Annotated in this window: 24 protein-coding genes and 3 pseudogenes; 18 read left to right on the top strand and 9 right to left on the bottom strand. The window is 57.3% G+C overall.

From position 1 onward, the window contains the following. Positions 1-105: 105 nt before the first annotated feature. The gene (locus ACIPUD_RS38330) at positions 106-1,575 is read left to right on the top strand and encodes an exopolysaccharide biosynthesis polyprenyl glycosylphosphotransferase (RefSeq protein ID WP_446482803.1); all 1,470 of its coding nucleotides are present in this window, start codon (positions 106-108) and stop codon (positions 1,573-1,575) included. Positions 1,576-1,644: 69 nt separating this feature from the next. Here ACIPUD_RS38330 and ACIPUD_RS38325 read toward each other — a convergent pair whose 3' ends face one another. Then, on the bottom strand, positions 1,645-2,013 hold the full coding sequence (locus ACIPUD_RS38325) for an H-NS histone family protein (protein WP_247399314.1): 369 nt from the start codon (positions 2,011-2,013) through the stop codon (positions 1,645-1,647). A gap of 31 nt (positions 2,014-2,044) precedes the next feature. On the opposite strand from ACIPUD_RS38325, the gene ACIPUD_RS38320 reads away from it, so the two are divergent. The 3 genes and pseudogenes from ACIPUD_RS38320 to ACIPUD_RS38310 all read left to right on the top strand — a co-directional run bounded on the left by ACIPUD_RS38320 (position 2,045) and on the right by ACIPUD_RS38310 (position 3,949). Then, complete coding sequence (locus ACIPUD_RS38320; RefSeq protein ID WP_247821492.1) at positions 2,045-2,254, top strand: hypothetical protein; 210 nt, start codon at positions 2,045-2,047, stop codon at positions 2,252-2,254. 232 nt (positions 2,255-2,486) lie between these two features. Further along, positions 2,487-3,228 (top strand): annotated as a pseudogene (locus tag ACIPUD_RS38315) (IS5 family transposase). 361 nt (positions 3,229-3,589) lie between these two features. Then, entirely contained in the window at positions 3,590-3,949 is a 360-nt protein-coding gene (locus tag ACIPUD_RS38310; RefSeq protein ID WP_446482807.1) for an H-NS histone family protein, read from the top strand. Positions 3,950-4,019: 70 nt separating this feature from the next. Here ACIPUD_RS38310 and ACIPUD_RS38305 read toward each other — a convergent pair whose 3' ends face one another. The 3 genes from ACIPUD_RS38305 to ACIPUD_RS38295 form a co-directional block, all read right to left on the bottom strand. Next, positions 4,020-5,096: a nucleotidyltransferase family protein gene (locus ACIPUD_RS38305; protein WP_446482802.1), complete on the bottom strand. Its 1,077-nt coding sequence runs from the start codon at positions 5,094-5,096 to the stop codon at positions 4,020-4,022. After that, positions 5,083-6,198, bottom strand: a complete 1,116-nt coding sequence (locus ACIPUD_RS38300; RefSeq protein WP_446482801.1) for a serine/threonine protein kinase — start codon at positions 6,196-6,198, stop codon at positions 5,083-5,085. The genes ACIPUD_RS38305 and ACIPUD_RS38300 overlap by 14 nt, the downstream gene beginning before the upstream one ends. A 213-nt stretch (positions 6,199-6,411) precedes the next feature. After that, a complete protein-coding gene (locus tag ACIPUD_RS38295) occupies positions 6,412-6,657 on the bottom strand; it encodes a hypothetical protein (protein WP_085349051.1) in 246 nt (81 codons plus the stop codon). Positions 6,658-7,351: 694 nt separating this feature from the next. Here ACIPUD_RS38295 and ACIPUD_RS38290 point away from each other — a divergent pair. Further along, positions 7,352-7,567 (top strand): hypothetical protein, encoded by a 216-nt coding sequence (locus ACIPUD_RS38290; RefSeq protein ID WP_085349052.1) that lies wholly within the window; start codon positions 7,352-7,354, stop codon positions 7,565-7,567. Between the two features lie 2,057 nt (positions 7,568-9,624). Here ACIPUD_RS38290 and ACIPUD_RS38285 read toward each other — a convergent pair. Next, complete coding sequence (locus ACIPUD_RS38285) at positions 9,625-9,918, bottom strand: hypothetical protein (protein WP_446482800.1); 294 nt, start codon at positions 9,916-9,918, stop codon at positions 9,625-9,627. A gap of 61 nt (positions 9,919-9,979) precedes the next feature. Here ACIPUD_RS38285 and ACIPUD_RS38280 point away from each other — a divergent pair, with 61 nt between their 5' ends. The 7 genes from ACIPUD_RS38280 (at position 9,980) to ACIPUD_RS38250 (ending at position 15,099) form a co-directional block, all read left to right on the top strand. Then, the gene (locus ACIPUD_RS38280; protein WP_446482799.1) at positions 9,980-11,368 is read left to right on the top strand and encodes a hypothetical protein; all 1,389 of its coding nucleotides are present in this window, start codon (positions 9,980-9,982) and stop codon (positions 11,366-11,368) included. A gap of 119 nt (positions 11,369-11,487) precedes the next feature. Next, positions 11,488-12,507 (top strand): TAXI family TRAP transporter solute-binding subunit, encoded by a 1,020-nt coding sequence (locus ACIPUD_RS38275; RefSeq protein ID WP_085358640.1) that lies wholly within the window; start codon positions 11,488-11,490, stop codon positions 12,505-12,507. Continuing rightward, complete coding sequence (locus ACIPUD_RS38270) at positions 12,504-13,055, top strand: hypothetical protein (protein ID WP_085349056.1); 552 nt, start codon at positions 12,504-12,506, stop codon at positions 13,053-13,055. Before ACIPUD_RS38275 ends, ACIPUD_RS38270 begins: the two co-directional genes overlap by 4 nt. Positions 13,056-13,089: 34 nt before the next feature. Beyond that, positions 13,090-13,686, top strand: a complete 597-nt coding sequence (locus ACIPUD_RS38265) for a DsrE family protein (RefSeq protein ID WP_085349057.1) — start codon at positions 13,090-13,092, stop codon at positions 13,684-13,686. A 482-nt stretch (positions 13,687-14,168) separates the two neighbouring features. After that, positions 14,169-14,465 (top strand): hypothetical protein, encoded by a 297-nt coding sequence (locus ACIPUD_RS38260; RefSeq protein ID WP_085349058.1) that lies wholly within the window; start codon positions 14,169-14,171, stop codon positions 14,463-14,465. Positions 14,466-14,600: 135 nt separating this feature from the next. Next, positions 14,601-14,888, top strand: a complete 288-nt coding sequence (locus ACIPUD_RS38255; protein WP_433994716.1) for a DUF7662 domain-containing protein — start codon at positions 14,601-14,603, stop codon at positions 14,886-14,888. Then, a complete protein-coding gene (locus tag ACIPUD_RS38250) occupies positions 14,857-15,099 on the top strand; it encodes a hypothetical protein (RefSeq protein WP_204510837.1) in 243 nt (80 codons plus the stop codon). The genes ACIPUD_RS38255 and ACIPUD_RS38250 overlap by 32 nt, the downstream gene beginning before the upstream one ends. Here ACIPUD_RS38250 and ACIPUD_RS38245 read toward each other — a convergent pair. Continuing rightward, positions 15,080-15,373: pseudogene (locus tag ACIPUD_RS38245) on the bottom strand (hypothetical protein); the annotation flags it as partial. The gene ACIPUD_RS38250 and the pseudogene ACIPUD_RS38245 overlap by 20 nt on opposite strands. Positions 15,374-15,789: 416 nt before the next feature. On the opposite strand from ACIPUD_RS38245, the gene ACIPUD_RS38240 reads away from it, so the two are divergent. After that, complete coding sequence (locus ACIPUD_RS38240) at positions 15,790-15,948, top strand: hypothetical protein (RefSeq protein WP_446482798.1); 159 nt, start codon at positions 15,790-15,792, stop codon at positions 15,946-15,948. A 672-nt stretch (positions 15,949-16,620) separates the two neighbouring features. Here the strand turns inward: ACIPUD_RS38240 and ACIPUD_RS38235 are convergent. Continuing rightward, a complete protein-coding gene (locus ACIPUD_RS38235; RefSeq protein WP_018456770.1) occupies positions 16,621-16,836 on the bottom strand; it encodes a hypothetical protein in 216 nt (71 codons plus the stop codon). Between the two features lie 80 nt (positions 16,837-16,916). Between ACIPUD_RS38235 and ACIPUD_RS38230 the strand changes: the two genes are divergently transcribed. From ACIPUD_RS38230 to ACIPUD_RS38215, 4 genes are all read left to right on the top strand, one after another. Then, entirely contained in the window at positions 16,917-17,342 is a 426-nt protein-coding gene (locus tag ACIPUD_RS38230) for a hypothetical protein (protein WP_157642985.1), read from the top strand. A 771-nt stretch (positions 17,343-18,113) separates the two neighbouring features. Further along, entirely contained in the window at positions 18,114-18,488 is a 375-nt protein-coding gene (locus ACIPUD_RS38225; protein ID WP_446482797.1) for a hypothetical protein, read from the top strand. A gap of 532 nt (positions 18,489-19,020) precedes the next feature. Beyond that, a complete protein-coding gene (locus ACIPUD_RS38220) occupies positions 19,021-19,194 on the top strand; it encodes a hypothetical protein (protein ID WP_162847236.1) in 174 nt (57 codons plus the stop codon). A gap of 892 nt (positions 19,195-20,086) precedes the next feature. Further along, the gene (locus tag ACIPUD_RS38215) at positions 20,087-20,299 is read left to right on the top strand and encodes a hypothetical protein (protein ID WP_018456774.1); all 213 of its coding nucleotides are present in this window, start codon (positions 20,087-20,089) and stop codon (positions 20,297-20,299) included. 99 nt (positions 20,300-20,398) lie between these two features. Here ACIPUD_RS38215 and ACIPUD_RS38210 read toward each other — a convergent pair. After that, positions 20,399-20,594 (bottom strand): annotated as a pseudogene (locus ACIPUD_RS38210) (cold-shock protein). Positions 20,595-20,989: 395 nt separating this feature from the next. Next, positions 20,990-21,289 (bottom strand): hypothetical protein, encoded by a 300-nt coding sequence (locus ACIPUD_RS38205; protein WP_026233247.1) that lies wholly within the window; start codon positions 21,287-21,289, stop codon positions 20,990-20,992. Positions 21,290-22,427: 1,138 nt separating this feature from the next. On the opposite strand from ACIPUD_RS38205, the gene ACIPUD_RS38200 reads away from it, so the two are divergent. Then, complete coding sequence (locus tag ACIPUD_RS38200; protein ID WP_446482796.1) at positions 22,428-22,805, top strand: hypothetical protein; 378 nt, start codon at positions 22,428-22,430, stop codon at positions 22,803-22,805. Positions 22,806-24,068: the final 1,263 nt, after the last annotated feature.

The raw sequence follows: 24,068 nt of genomic DNA, 5'->3' as shown, positions 1-24,068 counted from the left end.
TCCTCTGAGCAGTGCGACATATTTAAATGGCGGAAACCAGAATTTTTCTCTTGAAATCGGATTAATTAATAATATATTAAATATTAACTCGCGGGTGTCCCGACAATGAATTTCGTGAACCGACATTTCCCCGATCGGGAAGTTACGGATCGTGTCAGTCCCGGGCCGATAGTATCCCGCCAGCCCAAATGGCCTCTCCGTTACGACTCGATCGAATACGTGGCGCTCTGTGCGGATATTGCGACCGTTGTTTTTGCGAGCGTCGTTTCGACGTGGCTGTGCCAAGCTCAGAATGGGTGGGCTGCAGGCGACTTAAGCAACGCACTTGGCCTGGCGCTAGTCAGCGCGGCATGTCTCGTTTGCCTCTTGAAGACCCACGGTCTTTATCGGCCAGCTGAGCTTCTCGTCCTCCGAAGTCAGATGCGCGCCGTCTGGATGGCATGGACGTCGTTGTTGCTCTTGATATGGGCCGTGTACGGCTTTGCAATCGGTCCGGGCTCTTCTCAGCAAGCAGGCACACTTTTCGCCGTCCTGGGCCTCGGCTTGCTTATGGCCGAGCGGTGGGGAGTGAGAGTGCTTCTCGGACGGGGCCTGAGCGGCAGAAAATTTGCCAGCACAAATATTGTTCTGGTCAGCGACCAGCCGCCAGCGAAAAACGCCGGACTGTCTGAAACGCTGGCGATGCACGGTTATTGTGTCCGAGGCCGGTTCAGCTTGCCCCCAGTCGGCTTCGGTCCTGCCTGTCGAAGGCGGCTCACTGCTCGCGTGATTGAGTACATTCGCAGTTCCGAGCTCGACCAGGTGGTGGTGGAAGCGAACCCGGAACGATGGCCCGAACTTCGGGCCTTCGTTGCCGACTTGCGAGTCTTGCCGCTACCGGTCGTGTTCGTGCCGGTCGGTACGACATCCGAACTGCTTCGACATCCTACGCGAAGTCTTGGAAGTGCCGTTTGTGTTGAACTCCAGCGTGGTCCTCTTACGCCGCTGGACTCTGCGACCAAGCGAATGATTGATCTTTTCGTCGCGGGGCTCGCCTTGACGATATTTGCCCCGCTGCTTGTGCTGGCCGCACTTGCGATCAAGCTGGATTCGCCCGGCCCCATATTCTTTCGGCAAAAGCGCTGTGGCTTCAATGGTCGGATTTTCCTGATTCGCAAATTCCGCACGATGCATGTGCTCGAGGACGGGCCCGCGATCCGTCAGGCCCATCCCGTCGACCGACGCGTCACCCGCGTCGGCAAATGGCTGCGTCGAACAAGCTTCGATGAACTGCCACAGCTGTTGAATGTTCTCGACGGCAGCATGTCGCTGGTGGGTCCGCGTCCTCATGCCTTGGCTCACGACGGAGAATTTGACAAGCTCGTGCGGAACTACGCCCTTCGCTGCAGGGTCAGGCCAGGATTGACCGGATGGGCCCAAGTCCATGGCTGCCGCGGTCCAACCCCCACAGCCGTTGCGATCGAAACACGCGTACAATACGATCTCTGGTACATCGACAACTGGAGCCTTCGGCTTGATCTCGTAATCCTGCTGCGAACTCCCATCGAAGTGCTGCGGGGACGCAACGCCTATTAGGCCCACAGGATCACGGGCACTGCGGCGGCCATTAAACCCCAACCACCTCGTCGAACAGTGCAGATCAGGTTACGCGCGCTGACGAAGCTTCGGACTTGCATCCCCTATGCGAAAGTCCTCAATTCTCCGGCCAGACTTCATGGCAGCAACCAACCACCGCGGCCGCTTGCCGCGCCCCGACCAGGTCTCGGAAGTCTGGGGGTTCCGGTATTTCGGCAGCACACGCGGATATTTGCGTCTCGCCTTGGCAGTCGGAGACACGCCCGGTCCGCTTGAGTCCGCCAAAACAGCCACCCCGCCCCCGAGAACCGCCAAGCGCTTCTCCAGTTCGTGCTTTTCTGCCTTAATTCGGTCCGATAAGATCCCGCTAATTTCCTCATGAAGCGACCAGAGGTCGTCAAGGGACATTGATTCTAACTCGAGTTTCCTAGCTGGCATGCTCGCACCCTGTAGTTGCGCCAAACTTAATATGCCCCAGATCGACATTAATCAAGATGGTGAACTCGATTTACCCAAGAAAATACATGGAACCGAACTGAAATCCGCAGTTCCAGATAACTGCGTCGCAACAGTCAATCAAGCCGAAAAAATGGACTATCCGCATAATTTAATCGCGGACGGGGTAAATTCACACGCCCTGCGTGCAGCCATGCAACCATTCAAGCGAGACCCGACGTGACGAACCACATCAAGTGGCCGCACGGGAATCTGCAACGCAGTATTCTCCATGAATATGGCTGGGCGTAGGCTGTCCTTCGTTCGTTCTGGGCAGTCTCGTATTGCAGGGCTTCGGAGATGCATAACTCGACGCGGATAAAACTCAATATTCCTCAGCGCTAGGTTCTGTACCTATAACCATTGAGCGTTTGCGTTTGTCGTGATTCAAGCGCGTCTTAGGAGGAACCTTGATCATGGCCCGGTACGATGTTTCGGACACCGAGTGGCGTTTGATCGCATCGCTGCTGCCCAACAAACCGCGGGGCGTGGCACGGGTGGATGGACCGACGGATCATCAATGCGATCTTTTATGTTTTGAGGACGGGCTCGCCCTGGCGCGATCTACCCAGTCGTTAAGGGCCTCGACTGCTATAATCGCTACAATCGCTGGTCAAAAGCTGGCGTCTGGCTACGGATTTTTCACTTGCGGCGCAATCACCCGGATCCCTGCACCTCATAGATGCCTCGATCATTCGCGCTCACCAGCATGCAGCCGGTGGAAAAAGGGGGCCCGGATCACGCCATTGGCCGTTCTCGTGGAAGACTGAGCACCAAGATCAATGCCGTCGTGGACGAGAATGGCCTTCCATTGCGGATCGTGCTCTCCGCCGGCCAGGCATCCGACAAGACCGCCGTGGCAGCCCTGCTTGAAGGACTGCCGCCCGCCCGCGCTCTCATTGCCCATCGCGGCTCCCAGGCCATTGTCGCGAGCATGGCGGCGAGGCGCACATCCCGACCCAGCGGGACGGTAGCGTTCAGCGCTCGGTCGACCCTGGCCTTTATCGCCAGCGCAACATGATCGAGCTCTTCTTCTGCAAAATCAAACACTTCCGCCGCGTTGCTACGCGCTTCGACAAACTCGCTAGAAACTTCCTCACCGCTGTTCTGCCGGCATCAACTAGACCTTGGCTCAGAGCTTATGAGTCCACCACCTAGTCGCCTGGGCTCGATTTGAGCCTTCAGGTCCCCAATGTCCGACCGTGCAGCCGCGGGAAGAACGCTCCGAATGTATCTTTGAAAACTTGAAAATGCCCAAGAGGAACTCGATTGTGGTTTCCTCTCTGTTTTGCCCTGCGGCAAATCACTGGATCTGCCCGTCCCATTTAATGAAATAACCCTCGCAATAACTATTAAATAATATATTATTTATTTATTGTAGTGTGAATTTGAAGCACTGACTTTGCCCTATCGTTGATCCGCTGCTCGGGCAACGATGCCTCGAAAGCTGAGGATGACAGATGCATCAGGCGTCGATCGAACGGTGACGAGAATGCTGCGACGGCAAGATCTCGAAGCCATGGACTTTGAGGAACTTTGGCTCCTTCACGAAGAGCTGACAAAGATACTTGCCGAAAAAATCACAGTCGAGAAGCGGGAGCTCGAAAAACGTCTTGCGCAACTCAACCAGCCGGACCAATTCGGTGACGCTGAAAGCCGGGCCGCCAGCGCCGGAACCAGCGAGCCGCCGCGCCGCAAATACCCAAAAGTCGTGCCAAAATACTTCAATCCACTCCACCCGACAGAGACCTGGTCCGGACGTGGTAAACAGCCGCGCTGGCTAGTTGCCGCGCTCCAATCCGGGCACACGCTCGAAGAGTTCAGGATTCGCGAGAACGGCGAATCGTCCGATCGGAACGCCGGCGGTCAAGGGCATTAGCTCCGCGCAACTGCAGACATGTCGGTTGCTGAAACCGTTTGGCCTTGAAGGCGTGCGAGCGTTGCTAGCTCTAAACCTTTCCCACACGAACCGCGGTGGCCGCCCTCAACAGAAGCTTTAAGGTGTCCGTTCTTGGTACAGACCACAATCCAGGCCGGCGCATGTCGGTTTGCGTGTACCCAGAGGTCGCCTCCCGCCGGTAGTTTCTGAGGTCCAGGACCGTCATTGCGAGGAACGGCACCCGTGTGGCCGGAAAGCGCGCTTGCATTAATTGTCGCATGAACTGCAGACGAGGAATCAGCCGGGTGCGCATTGAGCGCGGGACCTCGACCCCAAGCAGCGCAGCAAGGGCGAGCAGTTGGGTTTCGACCGCGTTTTTCATCAGTTCGCCCGAGACATGAGAGGCAAGTTCCTGCCAGTCCAGCCCTTCGGAATCATTCAAGTCGCGCAACTCAACCAGATGCCGCAGATCGAGTTCGCCAAGCCAGTAGCCGTAGTCTTGAAACTGATCGTGGATGATCAACATCAGCGCTCGATAAGTGGGCGTCGGGACGTACACGCGTCCCCGCCCAAGCAGCGCGGGGACGCAATGGTTCAGGGCATGTCCGGGGCCAGCATAGAGGTACGCGGGGCCTGGAGCGGCCCGTTGCAGATCGATGGTTCCGACATCCCGCGGTCGACTTAGCTCGACATACCATCTCCGGCTTTCGGGGCGCGCTTGATCATGAATTTCATAGCCAATTGCGCCCAGAGCGGCGACCGCCCTTTCAGCTTCGTCCGGCACGACCATAATATCCAGATCACACATCAGCCGAACTCCTCGCCGCTCGACAGGTGCTGTGGCTAGCGTTGCCGCACCCTTGAGCAACACCGGCGTGACTCCCTGGCCGTTCATCGCAATAACGGCCTCTTCCAGTTGACCGGCCAACCGGTCGTTGCGCAGCACGTTTCGGCGATGGATCTGGCGGATATAGGTGCACACGTCCTCCGGCAACACCGGTGCAAATTGATCGACGAAGTCAATGAGCGCAGGCGTCGTCAACGTCTGGTTTGCGAGCCCGACGACGGAGGTCCACTCCACTTCAACGGGCGGCAAGCCTCGCAAGCAGTTGCATAGGCTTGTCAGTGCCGCACTATGCCTTGTCATCGCACAACTCCATCAGCAACTGTCGAGCCTGCGCCGATTCCGAATAGATAAGTTGGAACGATCGTGCGCCCGCAACAATCCGCTTCAAAGCGAAAAAGCCAGACTGCGACAGCTTCCCGTCTGCGGCAAAAGCGCCCTCAATGAGCCGCTTGATCGAATCAAGCTGATCCAGGGGGGTCAGCTCGACGGGGCCGCTTGCGACCCGGTTCAGAAAGATGATCCACTTGGCAGAGAGGCTCCCATTGTGCGCATCCGGAATCGGCAAATACCGCACTTCGGCGCCATCGGACCGGCGGTGCGTCACGTCGTTCCAACCGCCATACAGTCGGGATAGCAACCGCCACGATCCCTGCTTGAGGGTGAGGGCAAATGGGATGCCGCAGATCGTTCCGTCAGCCCCAATCAGCGCAACGTCATCGCCGGCATACTGAAATCCAGCGTCTACCAGTTCTAGTGCAAGAGTCGACTTGCCGGCTCCCGGTTGGCCGCACAGCAGCAAGCCCATGCCGCACTTTGCAAGAGAAGCGGCGTGGAGCGCGAAAGCCCACTGATTGCTTCGGATAAGTCGCTCGGTGATGTGAGCTTTGATTGTAGGGGCCAGAGCTGCGGCTTCACATCTATGGATGCTCCCGTCATTCCCGCGGAAGAATACTCGATCGCCGAGCATCATTGTCTCGATCGCAATATCCTCCTCCTCGCCGCTGTCGTCCGTAACACAAAATAGCGAAATCAACTGTTGCGAGAGCTCCCGATTTGCAGCCCGGACGCTGATCCTGCGCTGACCAAGAACCGTTGAGAAGGCACAATCGGCCGACATTCGCCAGTCGAGATCGAGCACCCCTCGATCGATCCAGACGTTCATCGCCTGCCACGTGAACTCGCGCGCTGCGCGCTCGCCAATGCCTAGCTGCCCGAGCTCCTGATGGACGTCTTCCAAAGAAGCGCCTTCTGCCAACTTGCACCAAATGAATGCCCCTAGCTGGTCCAACTCATAGAGCTTCTGCCTTGTCTCGCTGAAAAGCACTGATCGACCGTCCACCAGCGCGAAGACTGCACCCGCGGCGGGTCTCAACACCATCTCTGCCGATGTTTTTTCCAGCATGGCTATTCCCGATAGCAACGATATCTGTTTCGCCGCCGTGTCGACGCGGTGGCGACAACATCCTGCAATGTACTGTCCGCGGTGCGTTCAAACGAGCTGCAGTTGCCGAGGAAATTCGGCTTGATTGCCGTGCTGCAGCGGTGCAAATCCACCTTCAGTGCGGATGCACATCGCCTGACTGAGATTCGTTTCGAATGACCATACGGCCCCGGGTCACGCCGCCAGCTGACCACCCTCGTTCACCCCAGATGGAGAAATATTCAACACTTGTCCTCCGAGAAAGGTCGCCGGCGCGGTCAACCGGTGAGAGTCCAGCAGATAGCGGTAAAGTTCGCGAGCAGCACTCCGCTCTCCTAGAACGCGCTCCCTCTCGCTGATGCTCGCTAGGTTCTCGCGCATTTGAGCCAACTGCTTCGCAGCCGAGGTGGAGTTGCGCTTCTTCTGGACTGATTCCCGCATCGTCTCCTCCGACCAAAAAAATGACGAAAACAGCTTACGTCATTGACAACAATTAACAACGAGATTTATATGATCTCAATATAATCAATATTTATTTCATGTTTGAACCGGATGCAACCATTCAAATACCAAGAAGCGGGTCCTGCGTAGAAATAACAGCCTACCGAGAACAACGTCGCAGAAATCGCCGCGATGATCTTGGCCTCCTGCGTGCAGGACAGCAAAAAATAAAACTTGACGAGAGTCGCAAACCAGACCGACAGCGCAAGGCTTAATTTGCAGGATTAAATCCTAACGACGAATATTTCGCTGACGAGAGTGGAGTGAAACCGGTGATCGAATTAGCCAATTTGCCCATCACGGGCGACATGATCGTCTTCGTCGCGAGCGGCATAGCACGCCCAAAACTCACACCCGCTCAGATTGGCCCATTTACAGTGGCGCCCCAGGAGCTTTCGAGAGACGAATAATCAACGCCCGCGCTGTCGAGCCAAAGAGCGGCGGCGTCCAAGGAATCGCTCAAGCAGCGATCCGGCCGGTTGGAAAAACGTGGTCACGAGCAACCCGCCCTGCTCGAACAAGCACTCCCAGTGTGCGATGCCCCCCAAGTAACCCACACTGAGATGACGACGCACTCCAGCCGGCCGGTTCTCTTTCGTTCGACAACGAATAATAATTTCCTAGGGAGGCTCGCATGGGAATGATCATGGTCAAATGTCCGCAAACCGGTCGCGCGATTCCTACTGGTATTAGGTCGGACCGTGAGGCTTTCCTGCGGAGCGTTGTGTTTTATGGCAATACTCGTTGCCCGGTCTGTCGCGCCAATCACAACTGGTTCGCTCGCGAGGCCTGGGTCGATGAGCCGGTCGTGCGGCCCGGGGAGATATTCGAGGAAGCGCCGCTGTGCTGATGCGTAGCGGGCGGTACAGACGCGGAGCCGAACTGACTAGCATTACACGAATTTGGGCCGACCGCCTCATTTGACGCCCCGTGTGCGGAGTTGACCTGTTGCGGCATGGTTGCCGCACCGACTAGTCTTGGTACGGGCTGGATGCGCTCAATCATGGCGCAGCGTTCATCCAGATTCCTGTCTTGGCGGCTATTTCTGCCAGGGCTTACTGGAGGGATGCGAAATATTTTGGCCTATCGTCGTAAAGCGAACTGACGCCCTCATGAACCGTAAGTTAAGCGTCACACCGGCAGGTCGGCGCAAACTAACGCTTCCGATCGCTGATCCTGCAAGGGCCTGTTTGGGGGTATTGTAGTGAGTAGTGGGGTTTGCAGCCGCTTGGCTGTTCTGCGTCAAACGGCGATGGAACTCGTTAGCCTGCTTGCCCAATTGCACAGGCTACGAGAGCAAGTGCGAAGGGCGGAAGGGCGAAGCCTCGGAGAAAGAGCGAGACTAGGGCCGGCGTCACGGATGCGTAGGCCCCGGTTTGGGACGAGTTGCCGCACGCGGATTCAATGATGGCGAGCGGCGCGCGTAATTTCAGCGAACTCGAAGACGATCGTTTCACGGATCGACCTTGAAGCCTCCGATAACCCTTGCACAGCTCCAAGCCGCCCGATCGCTCCCCAATGAGGCGTGCGCACAGCGGGGTTTCAAGGCAGGCCGATGCGAGTGAAGGCTCTGTGTCGGGAAAAGTGCTGCACTTGGATCCGGCGTCCCTTTCCGGCTCTGACCGAGATCATCCACGAGCGGCATGCTGCGGATCATGTCCCGCACCTGAGTTGGTTTAAGCCTGACTTTTTATCTGTTTTTAGTCTTATGAAGCAGCGCTTCATCTGAAAGACAATTTGAAAGCAAAGCCGAAAGTCGTTCGCGTCAAATCGTTTCGGTAGTCGCGCCACGGAAGGCAAATTTGATTATCCGGTATAATCATAATTAATATGACGCAAAACAGAAAATAAGGTGGGGAAAAATAATGGGAGGAGTGGATGGAGACCGTACGCCGCTTGCGCGCGATGGCGTCGCTGTGCCGACAGACTTCTGCGCATCATCCAGATCGAAGCTGGAAGCTTCTCGCCGAAGCTGAGTTCTGGGAGCACTTGGCTAATGACATGCTTCGCGAGCATTTCGAACAATGCACGGCTGGCTCCTCGCTCCGACCGATCGGACGTGATCCGAATGCCGCGGAATCGAGCGCTCGCATAACCGCGTGAATGCTCTCGCCTAGCCCAAATCCCACTCGGCCGTGTGCCGGGCGTCAGTCCTCTTCAAGGCGCCCCATGGGAGAACCAAGCCCTGCCGGCGCCTTCGTCGGGCGGCGCGCAGACCTGAGCAGGGACGCCAAAGCGCGCTCGGCTGCCCGGCTCGGTCCGCTCAGACTACCGAGTTCTGTTTTCTGAGGCGGGAATGCGCTTATGCGAAACTGTCGTTCGCCGTTGGACTTGCACTTTGGCGTCCAGCGGCGTCCAGCACTTTTTCCCCAGTTCGTGCGGCGCGCGGCCGGCTCACTTGGTCCGAAAGGCTGGAGCCCCTACCAACTATTCCAGCGATATTTCCGTCGACCTTCGCTGCCGGTATTTTTCGGTTAGGTGACGGTCCAACGATCATCTGCTCCTCGTTGCTCGTGCCAGTGCCAAAAGCTCCGATCGGCAGACTATTTGAGCGTGGCCAGCGCAGGCAGTTCTCTTGGCCTGCGCCGCCGCCCGCGACTTCGACGTGGTGGGTTGAACGTCCGGGCTGTTGGTTTGACTGGTGCGGTTCAGGTTTGCACCGGTACCAACGTCTCGTGTCCCTATTCCTGGAGGCGCCGATGGACCAGGGTTGGCGCTGCTCGCATTTGTACCCATGCCGGACGGAGCTGACCCACCAGTGTTGGCGCTGCCCGTGCCCGTCCCAGTGCCGGCACCCGCGGAGCCCGCCACTGCGCCGCCTGCTTGGGCCAGGGCCAGCACAGCTACGCTCGTGATAATCGCAATGATCAGCGAGGGGAGTCGGTGGAGCATTGGACGATCTCCTTCTCAAGCGACCGGCGGCATCGGCCGAACATTTAATTGGCGATAAATGATTGAATAAAATAAAATATGGTTTATTTTTGCCTGAGGGCAAATTGAAATTGAGAAACGGATTGACGCATTAATGTCGCGGATGTGGGCACAAGCGCCGATGCAGGCAGGGTCGGGCCTTGGATCGCCCGTTCGCCGCGCAGACGTGTGGATTGCCTCGGATTGTGTTCGTAGCTGTGCGCGCACTTGCGCAACAAGGTCGGCGTGGGTTGCACCGACTGTCCTGACGGTAATATCGGTTTTGACCATACCCGTTCTCGCGCAGGAGCCTAATTGGCCGGCGAGCGACGCCCATGTCATGGCGACGCACTTGCGCGGCACGACCGGCTCGGGAGGGTGGCGCGCGGCGCGGCTGAAACCATCTGCCGACACGACACCCCTGAAGCTCGCACAAGCCACAATCAGCAATACCGAGCGATCGCGGCAAGTGCTCGCCACAGAACAGGAGAGGATACGCGCCCTTGCTGCTGACCTTCGAACATGCCGACGGGAGCAGGATACCGTGCTGGGGCTGTTGCAGCATGCACGCGAGCAATGGACGAGCATTGCGGAGGCCACCGAGAATGAAACCGATGAGCTCCAGAAATCGCTCCGGGAGGAGCGCTTGCACACGCAGCGTCTGGAACGGGAACTTGTCAAGGCGCGCAACGATTTCGAAGTGCAGGCACGGCTAAGCCGCGAAATCGGCGCAGAGGGTCGCGAACCCGAACGCCGGGCACAGAGCGATCCGAGAGAGCTGCAACAGGCTGTCGAGCGGGAGAAAGATCGGGCAAACCGGCTGGAGCAGAATCTGACAGCCGCTCATCACGACCTGGAGACCCAGTCCGCAGAGGTAACCAGACAAGCCGCAGAGATCAGTGCAAAAGAGGCAGCGGAGGCTCAGGTACAGGCAAGCCTCCGACAGGAGCACGATCGTACCAAACAGCTGGAGGAGACGCTCGCGACGACGCGAATCGAGCTCGACAACCGATCCCAGCAGATCGCGAAGGCAACCGAAGAAACGATGCAGACCAAACGAACAGCGGAGAATACCTCGGCTAAACTGAAGCTCTCATTAAAGGAGGAGCACGAAAGAGCAGATGCGCTGGCGCAAGAGCTCTCGTTGGCTCGTTCCACGCTGTTCGCCTATGAAGCGCAAGCCGCGGCAAACGATGATCGAGCCGAACAGTTGAAAAAGCGGCTCCGGCGAGAATGCAACCAATCCGGCCGAGATGAGCAAGAACTTGCCGCAGCGCGCCCGAGTATCGGACCGTGGCTACCCGCCGGGGTGTCGGGCGAAGGCGGAGCCGGCAATTCGCCAACAAGGGAACTGCTCCGAACACTGCTGCTGGGATTGCCGCAGGCGCCGCCCGCGCAATTCGCGCGAGAGCTCGTGGTCACAGCAGCTGAGCCGAAGGCGCCATCCCCGGTTCTCCGGAACGAAAACGCCGCCGAACTCGTGCGATTGATCGCTCGCGCAACCGGATTGCTTCGACAAGGCGATATTGGCGCGGCACGAGTTGTCCTGGAGCGTGCTGCTGAATTAGGGAGCGCACCGGCAAGTTTCGCCCTCGCGGAAACGTATGATCCGAGCTTGCTTGCAAAATGGGGCGCGAGCGGAACGCGCGGCGACACGTCCAAGGCGCGAGAGCTTTACGCCAGAGCAGCAGCCGGAGGGGTCAAGGAGGCAAGGGAGCGATTCGACGCACTTGGTCATTAGCAGCATCGGTGCAGACAAATGGTCGTGCGCTGTATCGACAGATCGAACTTAAACTTACGTGTCGAAGTGAAGAGCGCAGCGGACAAAACAGAGTAGACGTTCCTAGGGGAGCCGGATCGATGAAGCAGCTGGTTGGAATACGCTCTTGGTTTCTCCTCATCGTGATAGCCGCTCCGCTTTTGATCATGGGCTGTTGCCCAGCAATGGCCCAGCAGACTCCGCGGGCGCGTGCGGATCATGCAAGGGCGGAAATTGCGGCCATGAACGATTGGACTGTCGGAATAGCCGGAGGTCTGCTGGAAGGAGCTCCCATTCGGCTTGCCGCGGAAATGGCGCGAGTGGCCGATGATGGAACGGACCTCCACGTGCTGCCCATCGTGACCCGTGGCGCAACCGAAAACGTCAATTCGCTGCTGTATTTGCGGGGCATTGATGCAGCAATCATCAATTCCGACGCACTTGACGAGTACAAGAGCCAAGTGCCGGACATCCAGCGACGGATCACCTATGTGCTCAACCTGTTTCCATCTGAACTGCACGTATTCGTCAGGCCCGAAATTCAGAGCTTGAGTGATCTGGTCGGAAAGAAGGTCAATTTCAACACCCAAGGTACCGCCGCAGCTTATTCGGGCCCGCTGATCTTCAGCCGGCTGGGGATCGAGGTCGATAAGGCATTCATCCCCCATCAGGTTGCGATGGAACAAATGCGCAGGGGTGAGCTGGCCGCCGTCGTTTTCATAACATCGAAGCCGGTGGATGCATTCATACGTGGTCGCTGGGATGCCGGCTTCAAGTTCTTGCCGGTCCCCTACGAGAGCAAGTTCGAAGATTATTATCTGCCATCTTGGCTGGACGCAGCTGATTATCCAAACTTGATCAGGCAGGGGGAACGCGTGACAACTATTGCCGTTCCAACCGTGCTGGTCGCTTTCAATTGGCCGATCAAATCCAATCGCTTTAATCGTGTGGCGCGCTTTGTCGACCGCCTGTTCTCGCGGATCAACAAACTGCAGGAGCCCGGTTTCGATCCGAAATGGAAGTCGATCAACTTGGCGGCGACGGTCCCTGGCCTGACGCGTTCTCCCGCGGCGCAGGCCTGGCTCGATCGTCTGCCGCGTTCGAGCCAGGCGGCGCAATGACGTTCACCCTGATCGCTCTCGTCGTGACGCTCGCGATCGCAAATGACCTCGCTCGGGCCCGAGGCGCCGAAGACCCTATGGCGCCGGTTCGCGTCTCTGATCGGCCCGCAAATGGAGCCGGGGCGTGGATCGTCAGCGAGACCACCTCGCCAGTTGATTATTCATCGATCATCAAGGCGACACTACCATCTCAAGGGGACGCAGCAATGAGCCTGTCGATACGCTGTCGCGGCGGCCTGACCGAAGTGTTGCTTGATGGAGCCGGCCTGTCGGGCCGTCGCGAGGATTACACCCTATCCCTGCGCATCAATGATGATCCACCTCTTCAGGTCTCAACAATTACGTCGGTACGCGGTGTCGCGCTTGAAGGCGATGTCGTTCGCCTGTTGCAATCGATCCCCGGCCACAGCGAACTTTCCGTGCATGTGTCACGCCGAACGGGGACTAGCGCCGGTGCAGTGTTCGCTCTCGATGGTATCGAGAGCGTACGTGCAAAATTGGCGGCAACATGCAAATGGCCACGCGCGATCGCGAAGCCCAACAATTGATCATGAACCTCAGCTTGCTTGGAGAAACAACATAATGCACAAATTTCCGAAGATTATCACAGCGATGATCGCGACAATCATCTCGCTCCCGGTCGGGCTGTCTAGTTCCGCGGCACAGGAGACTCGCCTGCTCTCGGCACAGCCCAGTTTGCCTGCAGCCTCAACACATGGCGCGGCAAGAACGCACGCGAATTCATCGGCGCGGGCCGCGACGCCAAAACAATTTGAGCTGGCGCGCATCGCGCCATCGTCTGCTGCCAAGAAAGAGCACCGCTTAATCCTTCAGGTCAACACAAGCGACTCCGCGTCAATGAATCTTGCATTGAACAATGCACTCAACGTCGCGCAATACTACAAGGAGGTTGGTGAAGGAGTGAAAGTGGAGGTGATTACCTTCGGCCCCGGCCTCCATATGCTCCGCGATGACACATCGCCGGTGAAAGCGCGAATTGAGGAAATGGCTCTGAGCACGCCGGAAGTATCATTCAAAGCCTGTGGAAACACGCAAGAGAAAATGCAAAAGGCCGAAAATAAAGACATTCCGATCGTTGCCCAAGCCCAAGTGGTGAGGTCGGGCGTCGTTAGGGTGATGCAGTTGCAGGAGCAGGGATGGACCTACGTCAAGCCATGAAATGGCGACCAGACAATGCCTATCGAGCGGCTAGGTGCCGGCCTGCGGTCGCGACACCCCGATCGAGTGGGTCGCCGCAGCCGATGCAAATTGACTGGCCTCGATCGGGACAGATCTATCGCGCGCTATTGACCGGGCAGCGCCAGACCGACTGTCTGATCATGCGCACGAGAGCGACTTCGGGAGCGGGTTGAGCGAACATCGGTTCGTCTCAGTCACTTGCGAGGTCTGGTAGCAATTTTGCGGGGCAGCCCCTGCCCCGCCCATCCTACTCGGCCGCCTGCTAAGGTCGATTGTCCCGTAGCAGCATAGGGTATCGGAGATGCAGGGCGGCGCGAGCTGTGACGCACAGTGCTTCGATTTACGTCAGTTCTGATGACCTCTTTTTCGAGGGCAAGCGATTAAATTACACTGGATTTTATTTTGTTAACGCGTCAGATTTCTAAACTTAAAGCGAGTCGATTTTACGTTGGGGATGTTAAATGGCAAAACCTGCCGTTTCCCGTAATGCCTTTCGAGCGTTATTCGCTCTTTATGCGAAAGCTGATCACAAGCACAATGGCGATTATTGTGTGTTGAAGCTGCCTGGATCCGCTCAAGGCATTCCTGATCGGCTGCTACAGCAGTGGTCGCACCAGGCTGATCTACCCGGCGCTGAAGCCATCGCCAGCACACTGGAGCCGCGCACCCGCGAGATCGTGAATGGTCGTAAACGCTATGACCACGCCAGCGACTTTCTCCACGTGCTGCTGAGAGACCTAGAGCTAAGGGAACACTGAAGAGACGTCGCTGCGTCAGGCTCCGCGAGGTCTTGCAGACCTGAATGATAATGCCTTTTGCCTCCGCGCTCTATATGCACCAGTCTGCTATTCCAATGCCGGGCAGCCGGCCCATTTTGTCGATATGGTGCTCGCATGCCGAGGTCGATTTACCAGCCATTGCATGAAAGGCTGCGAACGGAGAACGGTCAAAGTCTCCGCCTCACCTTTTCAGAAATTGAAGCGATCTTGGGGAAGCCTCTGCCGAGATCGGCCTACACCTTCACTGCGTGGTGGAGCACACTGAAGAGAGCAGGTCCTCAAGCGAGAGCCTGGATATCCGCTGGTTATCGTGTCCGGGTCTCAATGAAGCACCGCATCGTCGAATTCTATCGTTCTGATGTGAACACCAATGATCGTCATGGAACGCCCTGGCTGCATTGAAGCTTCCCATGATGGCGGACCTATCAACCTCGGTGTTCGGGACAAACTGCGAGAACAAGCCGGCGCAGAATCAAGTTGCAACTTCAGGGCCGCAGCGAAAACTGCTGCGGCCCTGTTTTTGAGCGGAAGCCGCGAACCGGATGCTCCGGAACGTGGCGAGAAAACTCTAACGGGAACGCTGCGCGATGGCTTTAAGCCGCATGAGGGTTGACGATGGTGTACCCTCGCAGGGAGCGCGGGTGAATTCGCGTTGCGTGCCCACCTGAGTTGGCATCGTACGCCTTCCAGATGTCACCAGCGATGTGCTGTTCAAGGACGAAGACGTGTCCACGTCGCGCGGCAACCATTCCCGGTGCTGGCGAGGTGCGGGGAAAGCGCAGCCAATTGGCTGCGAGGTTCAGTTCCGGTACTACCCGACCAAACACTCGGATCGCCGCACCACATCCGCAGAACGATCGAGGGCAACCGGCCGGACGACCGCTAACGATCTCGCTACTTAAGGCCCCTGAGCTGGCCACAGACATCCGTAGGCTAGCAACGGCACCTCGCTGCAGGCGCGGTGCCGGTCTCGTGTATCTCTGCGCCTGCACCAGCGAAGATGAAAAGTCGCATGGCATAATCACGTTGCATTCAGGTGGCAAAGCGGCGCGCAAGGGGCGCGCTTCAGATGAAATGGATGTCGCAAAAGCGAGCAATAAAGCTACGACTGCTCGAGTGAACATGCAGGACTCCGGGTTAATAGCCCTGCCCCGACGCGCAGAAAGCGCCTTTTAATTTGGCGAAATTAAGTTGCAAAACTAGCATTAAATAGGATTTTATGGCCGAGTTAAATCAAGAAAGGAACGTTTCGATTTGCCTCGAGTCCTTGTGCGACCGATCCCTTGTTGTCGTGGATCGATAGATGGAAAAGGTAGTCGCCTACGCAATCTCAGCGGCCCTCGTAGGTATCGGTGTTTTGATACTGGTCGTTGGCCTGTCCTCCAGCTCGCCCGCTTTGTGGGTGATGGTCGCGCTCGTGCCGATCACGATCGGGATCGTGAGCGCTTTTGGCCCCGTGTAAGGATGGGGAAAACGGCCGATGCGTCAGATCGTCTGCATTTTCCGAATCGCGCCTCTGTGCACGCTCTCAACTGGTTTCAGATTTGCGGGTACACGCGCGTGAGCCATTTCGTCTCTATGCTTCTGCTTGCCCTCGCCCTGACGCTGACCTTGTGCTTCGGGGTGGCAGCCTGGCGCGTGTCGGCCGGCAATGACGTCGAGATCACCGCAACGATTCCGCATGGGGAATACGGATGGCGATCGAGGTCGAGGAACTGAATGCCTTGCGCTCACCCTTCGGCTACATCCTGGCGACTATGAACGTGGACCTTGACGACTCGCCATCGAGCGGAGGCTGCCCCGCGTCTCCTACCGTTCCTGCCTCGGGCTCGCCGACGGGCCTTTAGGACCACAGGTCGTCCGTTCGCAACATAGCGATCAGGTTCGCGACCGCCAGCTCCAGCTGCGGCAGGGCATCACAGGGCTCTGCGGCATCGAGATCGTCCACGTGCCAATTCTGGACCCGGTCCGCGATGGCCAGGAAAGCGGCGTTCGACCATCGATTGATGCTCCGCCTCTTTTAATCCTATGACGATATCTGCTTGCCGGAAGTCAGGTAAGGTGCACGGCAGCGGAAGTTCATCAGCATCGTTGCCGAAAAATCCCCGACACGCGGCGAGGTCATAGCTTACCGTCAACTATTCTGACGAAGGAGGAATGGCATCAGCTTCTCAAAGATTTCTATCCGAAAGCGATCAATCTCCCAACTGAGCGCATCGCTGAATCCCGCGGCATACGCATGGATGATCGCTCGGTCCGCAGTCACTTTGGTCGTCACGCCATTTACGACCACCGAGCCTGTCAGGATCTTTCCGTCCCATTCAACAGCGCGACCATAACCCACCGACATGGCAACTCCAAACACAAGAAGGGTTGGTCTTATGCCGCACCAGGCGGTTATCTCACACCCACGTCGTCGCTTGTTTGTTCGTGCTGCCGCTCATCGTCCTCATCTCGGATAAGTTTGTGAGATTAGCGCAAACCAAAGCAAGGCACGACTGCGCACCACAGTCAGTTCCTTCCGATTCTCTCGATGAATTCCAACGCGGCTGGCGCAATGTCATCGAACTCGACAAAGCAGCGGCGCAGTTCATCTGCGATCTCTACGGTTACATCACGCGACCATCCCTCAACCGTGTTGAAGACCACGATCCGAGCAGGGTGCTTGTATTGACCTTCCATTATTTGGCGCATCAGCGTCGCTCGACCAGTGTCGTCTTCGGAGGTTTCGCTCCAGGCACGGCCGAGCCCACCTCCATAATCCTCGAGCACAAGATAGACGTCACGTGGATATGGATGAGGCACGATGGACGGAGAATGAGGCATGATCCCAAAACTCTGAAAATCGTCATTTAATTTCTATATTAAACTATATTAAATATGGAATTTCAATCTAATTTACAGCCGTCCGGCTGCGCTTTCGATCGGTCGACACTGCCCATCGAGCGACCCACTCGCCGGCACACGCGCTTTTGGAGGCGAGCAAAAAGCGAGCCGTGGGGTAACGGCGGCGGCGATGGCTGTCCCAACGGCAAGGACGACAGAGGCCGCTAGCGTTTTTCGGAGGCACGGCGGTTGGTACGGGCTCGCCAATTACCGCGTTTGCCCGATTCCTCTCCCCAAGTGGGCGATGCAGTCGGGCCCCAGCTTTCCCCATTGCCCCAAGGCAAGGCTCATTTTGTTCGGCTTGGAACGACTTACTGATTGCCAAGTTTTCCCGTGCCTCCCCAAGGGGCAGCTGCCTTCACCAAGGCGGCTCGATAGCCCCAGCTTCACCGCCCTGAGGCTGGGGTCCTTTTGCTGTCTGGATAGCTGCAGACTCAGGAGGGCGTTGATGCAGGGTTATAGCTCGATCCTTCTTGTCCAACGGTTGAACGACCTCGTTTGTCAACTGTCAGAGCTGGAAGATCTGCGGCTTAAAGTCCAAGAGGCGGAGCGACGCGCCTCGGCTGTACCTGCATTGCAGTCGCCTCCGAGCACTCAATCGCAGCGACGGCGAGCCGCGGGGAGCGGACCCCCGAGGAGTGACTGGAACCCGATTTATCCTGCGTTAGCGAACGAGCGTAGAGGCTGTGCAGCTCGACTGCCCTGAAGGGAGTGAACTTCACGATCCTCGCGTGGTGAGGCTTGAGCAAGGGGCTTCGCATTCCGCATTTATCTTCGGCTTTCTCGCGCGACAACACACGCCAGTCAATTATCCGCGCAGAGCGACTGGCCGCCGAACTGATTGAAAATATCGATCGGCTGTTTGCCCCTCTTCCTTTTCCTCTCGATGAGGGAAATAGGGCGCAGCGCGCTCGAGCGGTCGACCAGCGCAAGCGTGTATTGGCGGATTGGCGCAGGCCGCACGCGACAGCAATGGCGATGAGACAGCATGGCGTTCTGAAGCCTTGCCCCACGCTGATGTTCGTCAATGGCGCCAGCGAACTCGACAAAAGCACGACCAGGACTTACGTGATACCTGCGTCATGCTGCTCGATCGGGCTGGCTGCGACTTGCTGATGACCTGCGACATCACTGGGCATTCATACCGAAGCGCGCAGACCATTGTGAAGCACTACCGCGCCCGGAAGGCGGCTCAGGCCGAGTCCGGCATCGACTGGCTTGAATTGCAGGTGCGGAAGGGCTGAACCTGGATCGTCATTCTGTCGGTGTTTTTCAGCGGTGCATGGCTCCGGCCAAAGCCTTCGGCTATGCGCGCTCTCGGGCGTGAGAGAGGTGCGCGTGAGCTAGTTCATGTCCGCGCTGCTAGTGGTGACTGCGTTGACGCTGACCCTATGCTTCGGCCTGGCAGCCTCGCGCCAGTCCACCGGCAGGGCAGCCGATTTCACCATTGCCTCCCAAAATTCCAGACTGGGACGCGGTTGGGATGCCCCTGAAGACTAATGGCCTCGCCTCGGAAGCAGTAGCATGGCTTCCATTGACGGGGGCTCCCCACCTATCGTGAGCACCGCATCATCAACCGGCAATAAAGGATCTGGAACTATCTTACACGTAGGTTCTTCCGTTCTGATTGGCCACTGGAGGCTAACAGATGACGGATGAACAGCTAGCTCTTCAGGCTGTGAGTGACGCCCAGCGCATTTTGGAAAAATACTTAGAACCGAGGCCCCGGAATAACGAGCGCATCATCTTGGACAAGCTGGTGGAGGTGCTCGAGCGGCCAGATCTTCTGGTCGCTGTTCATCGGATGCAGCGCGGCTCGTAAGCGCGCCGTTGCTGGTCGGCTCGTGCGAATTCGAGCCAGTCCTCAGCAAGCTTTAGCCACGGCTCCGCGTCGACGGGACTGACGGGCTTGCGCCGTCCGTTCCCTGCACACGTCAGCTAACTGGTAGAAGCGAAGTACATCTTCAGACATGCAAAATGACGCGACTAGGCCCATCACCCCGCCTCAAGAGTATCGCCTCTTCCGACACTGCCTGTCGAGTATCTTACATATCATCCTGATTGGGTGACTCCTCGCCCACTGTGCTAACTGGCAACCCCGCCGGCCCGCAGACGCTTTCAAGTGCCGGCTTTGCCGGTTGCCAGCACCATAAGGCAGACGCCGCGTCACAACTCAGCAGGTGGCGTACCAGCCATCAGGAAACGGGAGCGGAGGCCATTCGCCCGCGGTGTCATTCGCGGCCTCCGGCTCGGCGTCGATCGGTCCACCTGCCGAAGGACGCCACGCAGGAGGCGCACCCGGCTCGCGATCATAGGGGTGCTGGTCGGAAGGCGCTGTGCTGCCGAAGTGCATAGACTCTATCGAGGGCATAAGTGCACCCCGCGCTCTTGATATCTCGCAATTAAATAGACAATGCATCTATTAAATATATTAAATGTTTGACTTGTTCAATCGCGAAATGATTGAATAGGTTTGTCCTACGGCGCCCGTGAGCGCGGTATTTTGAGGCCAGCGACCATGTCCTTGGCATTCCCGCACTGGCTGATGATCGCAGGGCGGGGTGACGGCTATATTGGTGTCCTCATCAGCGGAAAGAAAGCGAACCGGGTTGATCGACCGCCAGGCGAGCCGATCGATGTGCCGGCTTTACCGCTCCTCAACTCGCATGACCCGCAGTAGCTCGCGCGCGTTCCGCCAAGAGCGAGGGTTAGCAATGGCTGTCAGAATTGAATGGGGTCCGCTTGAGGCGATAACGAACGTCCGCAACGAAGCGTGCAAGGCCCGAGACTTCATCATCCAATCCCATGATGGACACGTGCAGGGGCAGATTGTCGTGCCTGACGACGCCGATCAGTTCGTCATGGGGGCATGTGAAATCCGGCTTCTCGAGCTGCTAAAGGACGCCATCAAGGAACTGGAGCGGTGAAAGCGCCGAAGATTGCCGCCAAAGCGAGTACTAAATTCGATACGTGGTCAAAGCGCCCGGCCCGCCTGTGCGAACCGGCGGGCCCTGTCCCAGCCACGCCTACCGTCTCAGATTACCTGCGGACTGCTCGCCCCGATCGCTCACGATCTCGTAGCTCACCTTTGCACCTTCTGCCAAACCACTGAAGCCAGCCTTCTCCACCGCTGAAATGTGGACAAAGACGTCCTTCCCGCCGTCGTCGGGCTGAATGAAGCCATAGCCTTTGGTTGAGCCACTTCACAATACCTGTCGCCACGCACGTCTCTCCTAAATGACCGTCGCCACATGACAGAAGCTGATAAAACGAAAAGCCCACCAACTTAGGATTTAGTTCAAAATGCGAGTTGGATGAATGACCGCCTGTACTGGGACAGGCGTCATGTTGCCCACATGAGGAAGGCAGCCAACGTGAACCGGCGCCCTCCCGTCAATTTTCCACGGTGGACCAGCAGGGAACGAACACCTCGATAGGGAGCTTGAGAATCTTGCCGGCTCCTCGCGAGCTAACTGAGCGGCCGCGGCCACCCAAAAGTCGGCCTGAAGCCGGAGCAATCTCACTGCTGGCGCCTACACAGCCGGGACGAACTCGTCGGCTTGGAAATGGCCCGCAGTGTGAACCGGCGAATTTTTGTCGCAATCAAATGCGACGCGCTAACGCACTGAGCGCAGATAATGGTCTGGTCGGTTGGCGCGATTCATCTCAGCGAAGGCCTTCCCCAACTCTTCCGCCGTATGCTTCGCCTTGAAATTCTCCCATGCGATCATGAACCGCCCCTTCGCTTCATCGAGTGAGCCAGCTTTCCCGAACGGCGGACCGGGAAGCGTCACGATGCACGTCCACAACCAGAACCCCGGGGAGCATTCGTTGGCATAGCGGATGCGCCCGACTAGCTGCCGGTCCTCGTGAACCGTGTAATCATCCAGGCCTATCATCCGCAGTGTCAGAGGCATTGTGGCTTGCCGCAGGGTAGAAACGAAGATAAAGCGCGGCGGATTACATTGTGCCAATTAAACCTCGCCTGACCTGCGCGGCGAGGAACCCGTGTCCTCCACTGCGCCGTTGCTGTCTCGCTAGCTTGCCCAAGCTGGCGGAGCGGCTCCGGCGTACCTCAAAAGCCAACCCTGAAGCCGGGGCCGTCTCTCCGCCATCGGTCTTTTCGGAGCATATGTTGTTGCGCGGCGCACAACGCAGGTCCTACCGCCATAACCCCAGCTTGAGTCACGACCGCGTGCAGGAAACCGTTTCGAGCCTCACACGCAATGACGCGAAACAACGCCCTCCAAGACTGAACGGCATTGACGTCCTCTCGAGGAGAGTAAGATGAGGAAACTATTTTTCGGTGCGGCCTTACTCGCGATCGCATTCGTGGGGTGTTCAACGATTATCTCGGCCGCTCTTTCTGCAGCCCCGGAGCCAAGGCCGCAACATTCTCCGAACGCTTTGCGCCCGCGCTGAAGTCCGCCTCGAGCGGCTAAATGCACTCATAGCCGTTATGAACCTGATCTGGCGGCGCCTTACTTACATGATACTGGCCGGCATGCGGTCTAAGCTCGTGAGAGCAACGACTAAAACGACCGGTGTGACCGGCGGGTCATTTTTCCACTTTGACAAGATAAATCGACCGCACGATGCGGCGAGTTGACTGAGACGATCATGCGTGATCGCGCGCCGCTTCTCATCAGCTGTTAGTTTCTCGCGTCAGTCAAATCGTGACGAGAACAATAATAATTGCGATTTCAACCAGTAACACCGCTGCTGTCATGGTGGGGACGATAAAAACGTAGCCATGCGGAGGATGATCCGCCTCACCATCGGCCAAGAAACGGCCCCTCACATCTCATGGCGTAAGCAGGGGCGGGATGCGGGAGCCGTTTCTCGGTGGCCAGACGCGTTCGTCCGGCGCCAGGCACTCTCAAATTAATTCTATTTTAAATATCGGTCAACATTCAAATTGGCATTATATTATTTATTTATTTAAAAATGGCCCTGTGCTTTAAAATCGCCCAGCTTGCCTTAGAGCGAGCGCATCCGTCGTTCCCCATCCTTTGCTGCCTCGCAAGAGAGCAGGACGTATCCGCGGACAAACGCGTGCCGGCCGCTATCGCGCATGGCACGGATTGGATCGAGCGTTACCCATGGATTGCCGCGGCCGCTCTGAAGAACCGCCAGAAGCACTTCGTCGTCGAGGGTGAGGAGGTAGTGCTTGGCGTCGATGACGTTTCCGATTTCAACGCCCTGCACTCTCTGCCAGGCAGCTTCAATTTCCCGTCTCCGTTGGATTTTTTCAAAGATCCGGTGGCTATGGGCAAGCAGATCCTCGCGCAGTTCGACCCGTCGAAGATACTCCCGAAGGCACCGAATCTGCCGATGCCTGACCCCGCCCAACCTACTGAAGCGGGCCGCGACCTGGACCAGGCTCAATTGCGCTTTCAGCACGAGGACGAGAAATTGCTTCCTCGCTTCTAGTCAAGCAAAACGGCCTCGGGACTTAATGGGGCGGTTTCTGCATCCAGGCTCGTTTGTTTTAGGTTACTGACCCCTCGATAAATCCCCGGCTCCATGCCTATGAACTCACTTCGGAGAACGACACGTATGGCGCACGAACTGCAATTTCTCTTTCTCCACGAGATCACGCAGGAGCAGCCCACTGGAGAGGTTCCGAAGCACGACCCAATCCCGCTCCTGATACTCTTTCTTGATCCTCCCAACCGTGTTTGCTGCAAAGTCTTGCGCAACCCGTTGGCTCCTTCGCTTAGGCCGCCCACATACGCCATGATGAGAACTGTCGGAGCGAAGCCCAGCAGGCACGCGACGTCTATTGCTTCTGACCCTGTTGATGCTGTCTTGGTTGCCATCACCTTGAAAGCCAAAGAAAGATAACTGTCTCGGTAGCCGTCGCACGTGCCCTGGAGGGCGGCGAGAAGAGTCCTCGGCTAGGATTTCTGACGTTCCGATGCTCGCGCACGAAGCTGAGCTTCTCGTGTAGCTGCCCCGCGCACGTTTCTCGTTCACTTGAGCGCGCAACAGCGCCCCGCGACCAAGGATTCGAAATCGATGTGAGCTTAAACCGAAAGCAGTTCCCGGTCGGCTTACAAATGGAACCAAATTGACCACCATTAAATGAGAAATTTGATTATGTCATATAATCATGATGACTCCATCGCAAAAACGAAAAATATGTTGGGGGAAAACATGGGAGGTTGAAATGGAAGCTGCCCGCCGCCTGCGTGCAATGGCGCTGCTGTGCCGACAGACTGCCGCACTCCAACCTGAGAGAAGCTGGAAACTGCTTGCAGAGGCAGAGTACTGGGAGCATCTGGCGGCTGCGGCTTCAGCTCATTGAGCTTCGGTGGAGTATTCTTTATCTTTCGCTTTTCGTCGACTTCTTACTTCAAATCATTTTCTGAGGCATGTGATGTCGAGTACGCGTCAGATTTTTTCTAGTGCTGTTCTGAATGAACGGCACCAGGCGCTTCTGGAGGAGCTTAGAGAGGTGGAGAAGCTTCGAAGTAAACTCCGACATGTAGAAGCAAGAACAAGAAGAAAGCGTACCAAAGCGAGCGGCAGAGCAAGAGCCGTTTAGAGACGGCCGGGACCGCAGTAGCGAGCCTTGGTGACGACGTCGCTGCGACATGTCGGCAACCAGCCAGGCCGGGGTGCCTCACAATGCTCGAACTAACTCGGCGGCGAGACCGGCCGTCGATTCAGGATCGCGCGTTAGCTCCGATC

The organism is Bradyrhizobium sp. CAR08, from assembly GCF_052871955.1.
The sequence above is the reverse complement of the archived record's forward strand: the minus strand, read 5'-3'. Positions and strand labels throughout refer to the sequence as shown.

Coding starts and splice junctions, on each gene's coding strand:
- ACIPUD_RS38235 (WP_018456770.1), bottom strand. CDS start 16,836: ATGTCGGTGGGTTATGGTCGCGCTGTTGAATGGGACGGAAAGATCCTG.
- ACIPUD_RS38265 (WP_085349057.1), top strand. CDS start 13,090: ATGCACAAATTTCCGAAGATTATCACAGCGATGATCGCGACAATCATC.
- ACIPUD_RS38300 (WP_446482801.1), bottom strand. CDS start 6,198: ATGCTGGAAAAAACATCGGCAGAGATGGTGTTGAGACCCGCCGCGGGT.
- ACIPUD_RS38290 (WP_085349052.1), top strand. CDS start 7,352: ATGGGAATGATCATGGTCAAATGTCCGCAAACCGGTCGCGCGATTCCT.
- ACIPUD_RS38275 (WP_085358640.1), top strand. CDS start 11,488: ATGAAGCAGCTGGTTGGAATACGCTCTTGGTTTCTCCTCATCGTGATA.
- ACIPUD_RS38255 (WP_433994716.1), top strand. CDS start 14,601: ATGCCGAGGTCGATTTACCAGCCATTGCATGAAAGGCTGCGAACGGAG.
- ACIPUD_RS38295 (WP_085349051.1), bottom strand. CDS start 6,657: ATGCGGGAATCAGTCCAGAAGAAGCGCAACTCCACCTCGGCTGCGAAG.
- ACIPUD_RS38270 (WP_085349056.1), top strand. CDS start 12,504: ATGACGTTCACCCTGATCGCTCTCGTCGTGACGCTCGCGATCGCAAAT.
- ACIPUD_RS38330 (WP_446482803.1), top strand. CDS start 106: ATGAATTTCGTGAACCGACATTTCCCCGATCGGGAAGTTACGGATCGT.
- ACIPUD_RS38205 (WP_026233247.1), bottom strand. CDS start 21,289: ATGCCTCTGACACTGCGGATGATAGGCCTGGATGATTACACGGTTCAC.
- ACIPUD_RS38220 (WP_162847236.1), top strand. CDS start 19,021: ATGACGGATGAACAGCTAGCTCTTCAGGCTGTGAGTGACGCCCAGCGC.
- ACIPUD_RS38260 (WP_085349058.1), top strand. CDS start 14,169: ATGGCAAAACCTGCCGTTTCCCGTAATGCCTTTCGAGCGTTATTCGCT.
- ACIPUD_RS38285 (WP_446482800.1), bottom strand. CDS start 9,918: ATGGTCAAAACCGATATTACCGTCAGGACAGTCGGTGCAACCCACGCC.
- ACIPUD_RS38310 (WP_446482807.1), top strand. CDS start 3,590: ATGGACTTTGAGGAACTTTGGCTCCTTCACGAAGAGCTGACAAAGATA.
- ACIPUD_RS38320 (WP_247821492.1), top strand. CDS start 2,045: ATGCCCCAGATCGACATTAATCAAGATGGTGAACTCGATTTACCCAAG.
- ACIPUD_RS38250 (WP_204510837.1), top strand. CDS start 14,857: ATGATCGTCATGGAACGCCCTGGCTGCATTGAAGCTTCCCATGATGGC.
- ACIPUD_RS38325 (WP_247399314.1), bottom strand. CDS start 2,013: ATGCCAGCTAGGAAACTCGAGTTAGAATCAATGTCCCTTGACGACCTC.
- ACIPUD_RS38305 (WP_446482802.1), bottom strand. CDS start 5,096: ATGACAAGGCATAGTGCGGCACTGACAAGCCTATGCAACTGCTTGCGA.
- ACIPUD_RS38240 (WP_446482798.1), top strand. CDS start 15,790: ATGGAAAAGGTAGTCGCCTACGCAATCTCAGCGGCCCTCGTAGGTATC.
- ACIPUD_RS38215 (WP_018456774.1), top strand. CDS start 20,087: ATGGCTGTCAGAATTGAATGGGGTCCGCTTGAGGCGATAACGAACGTC.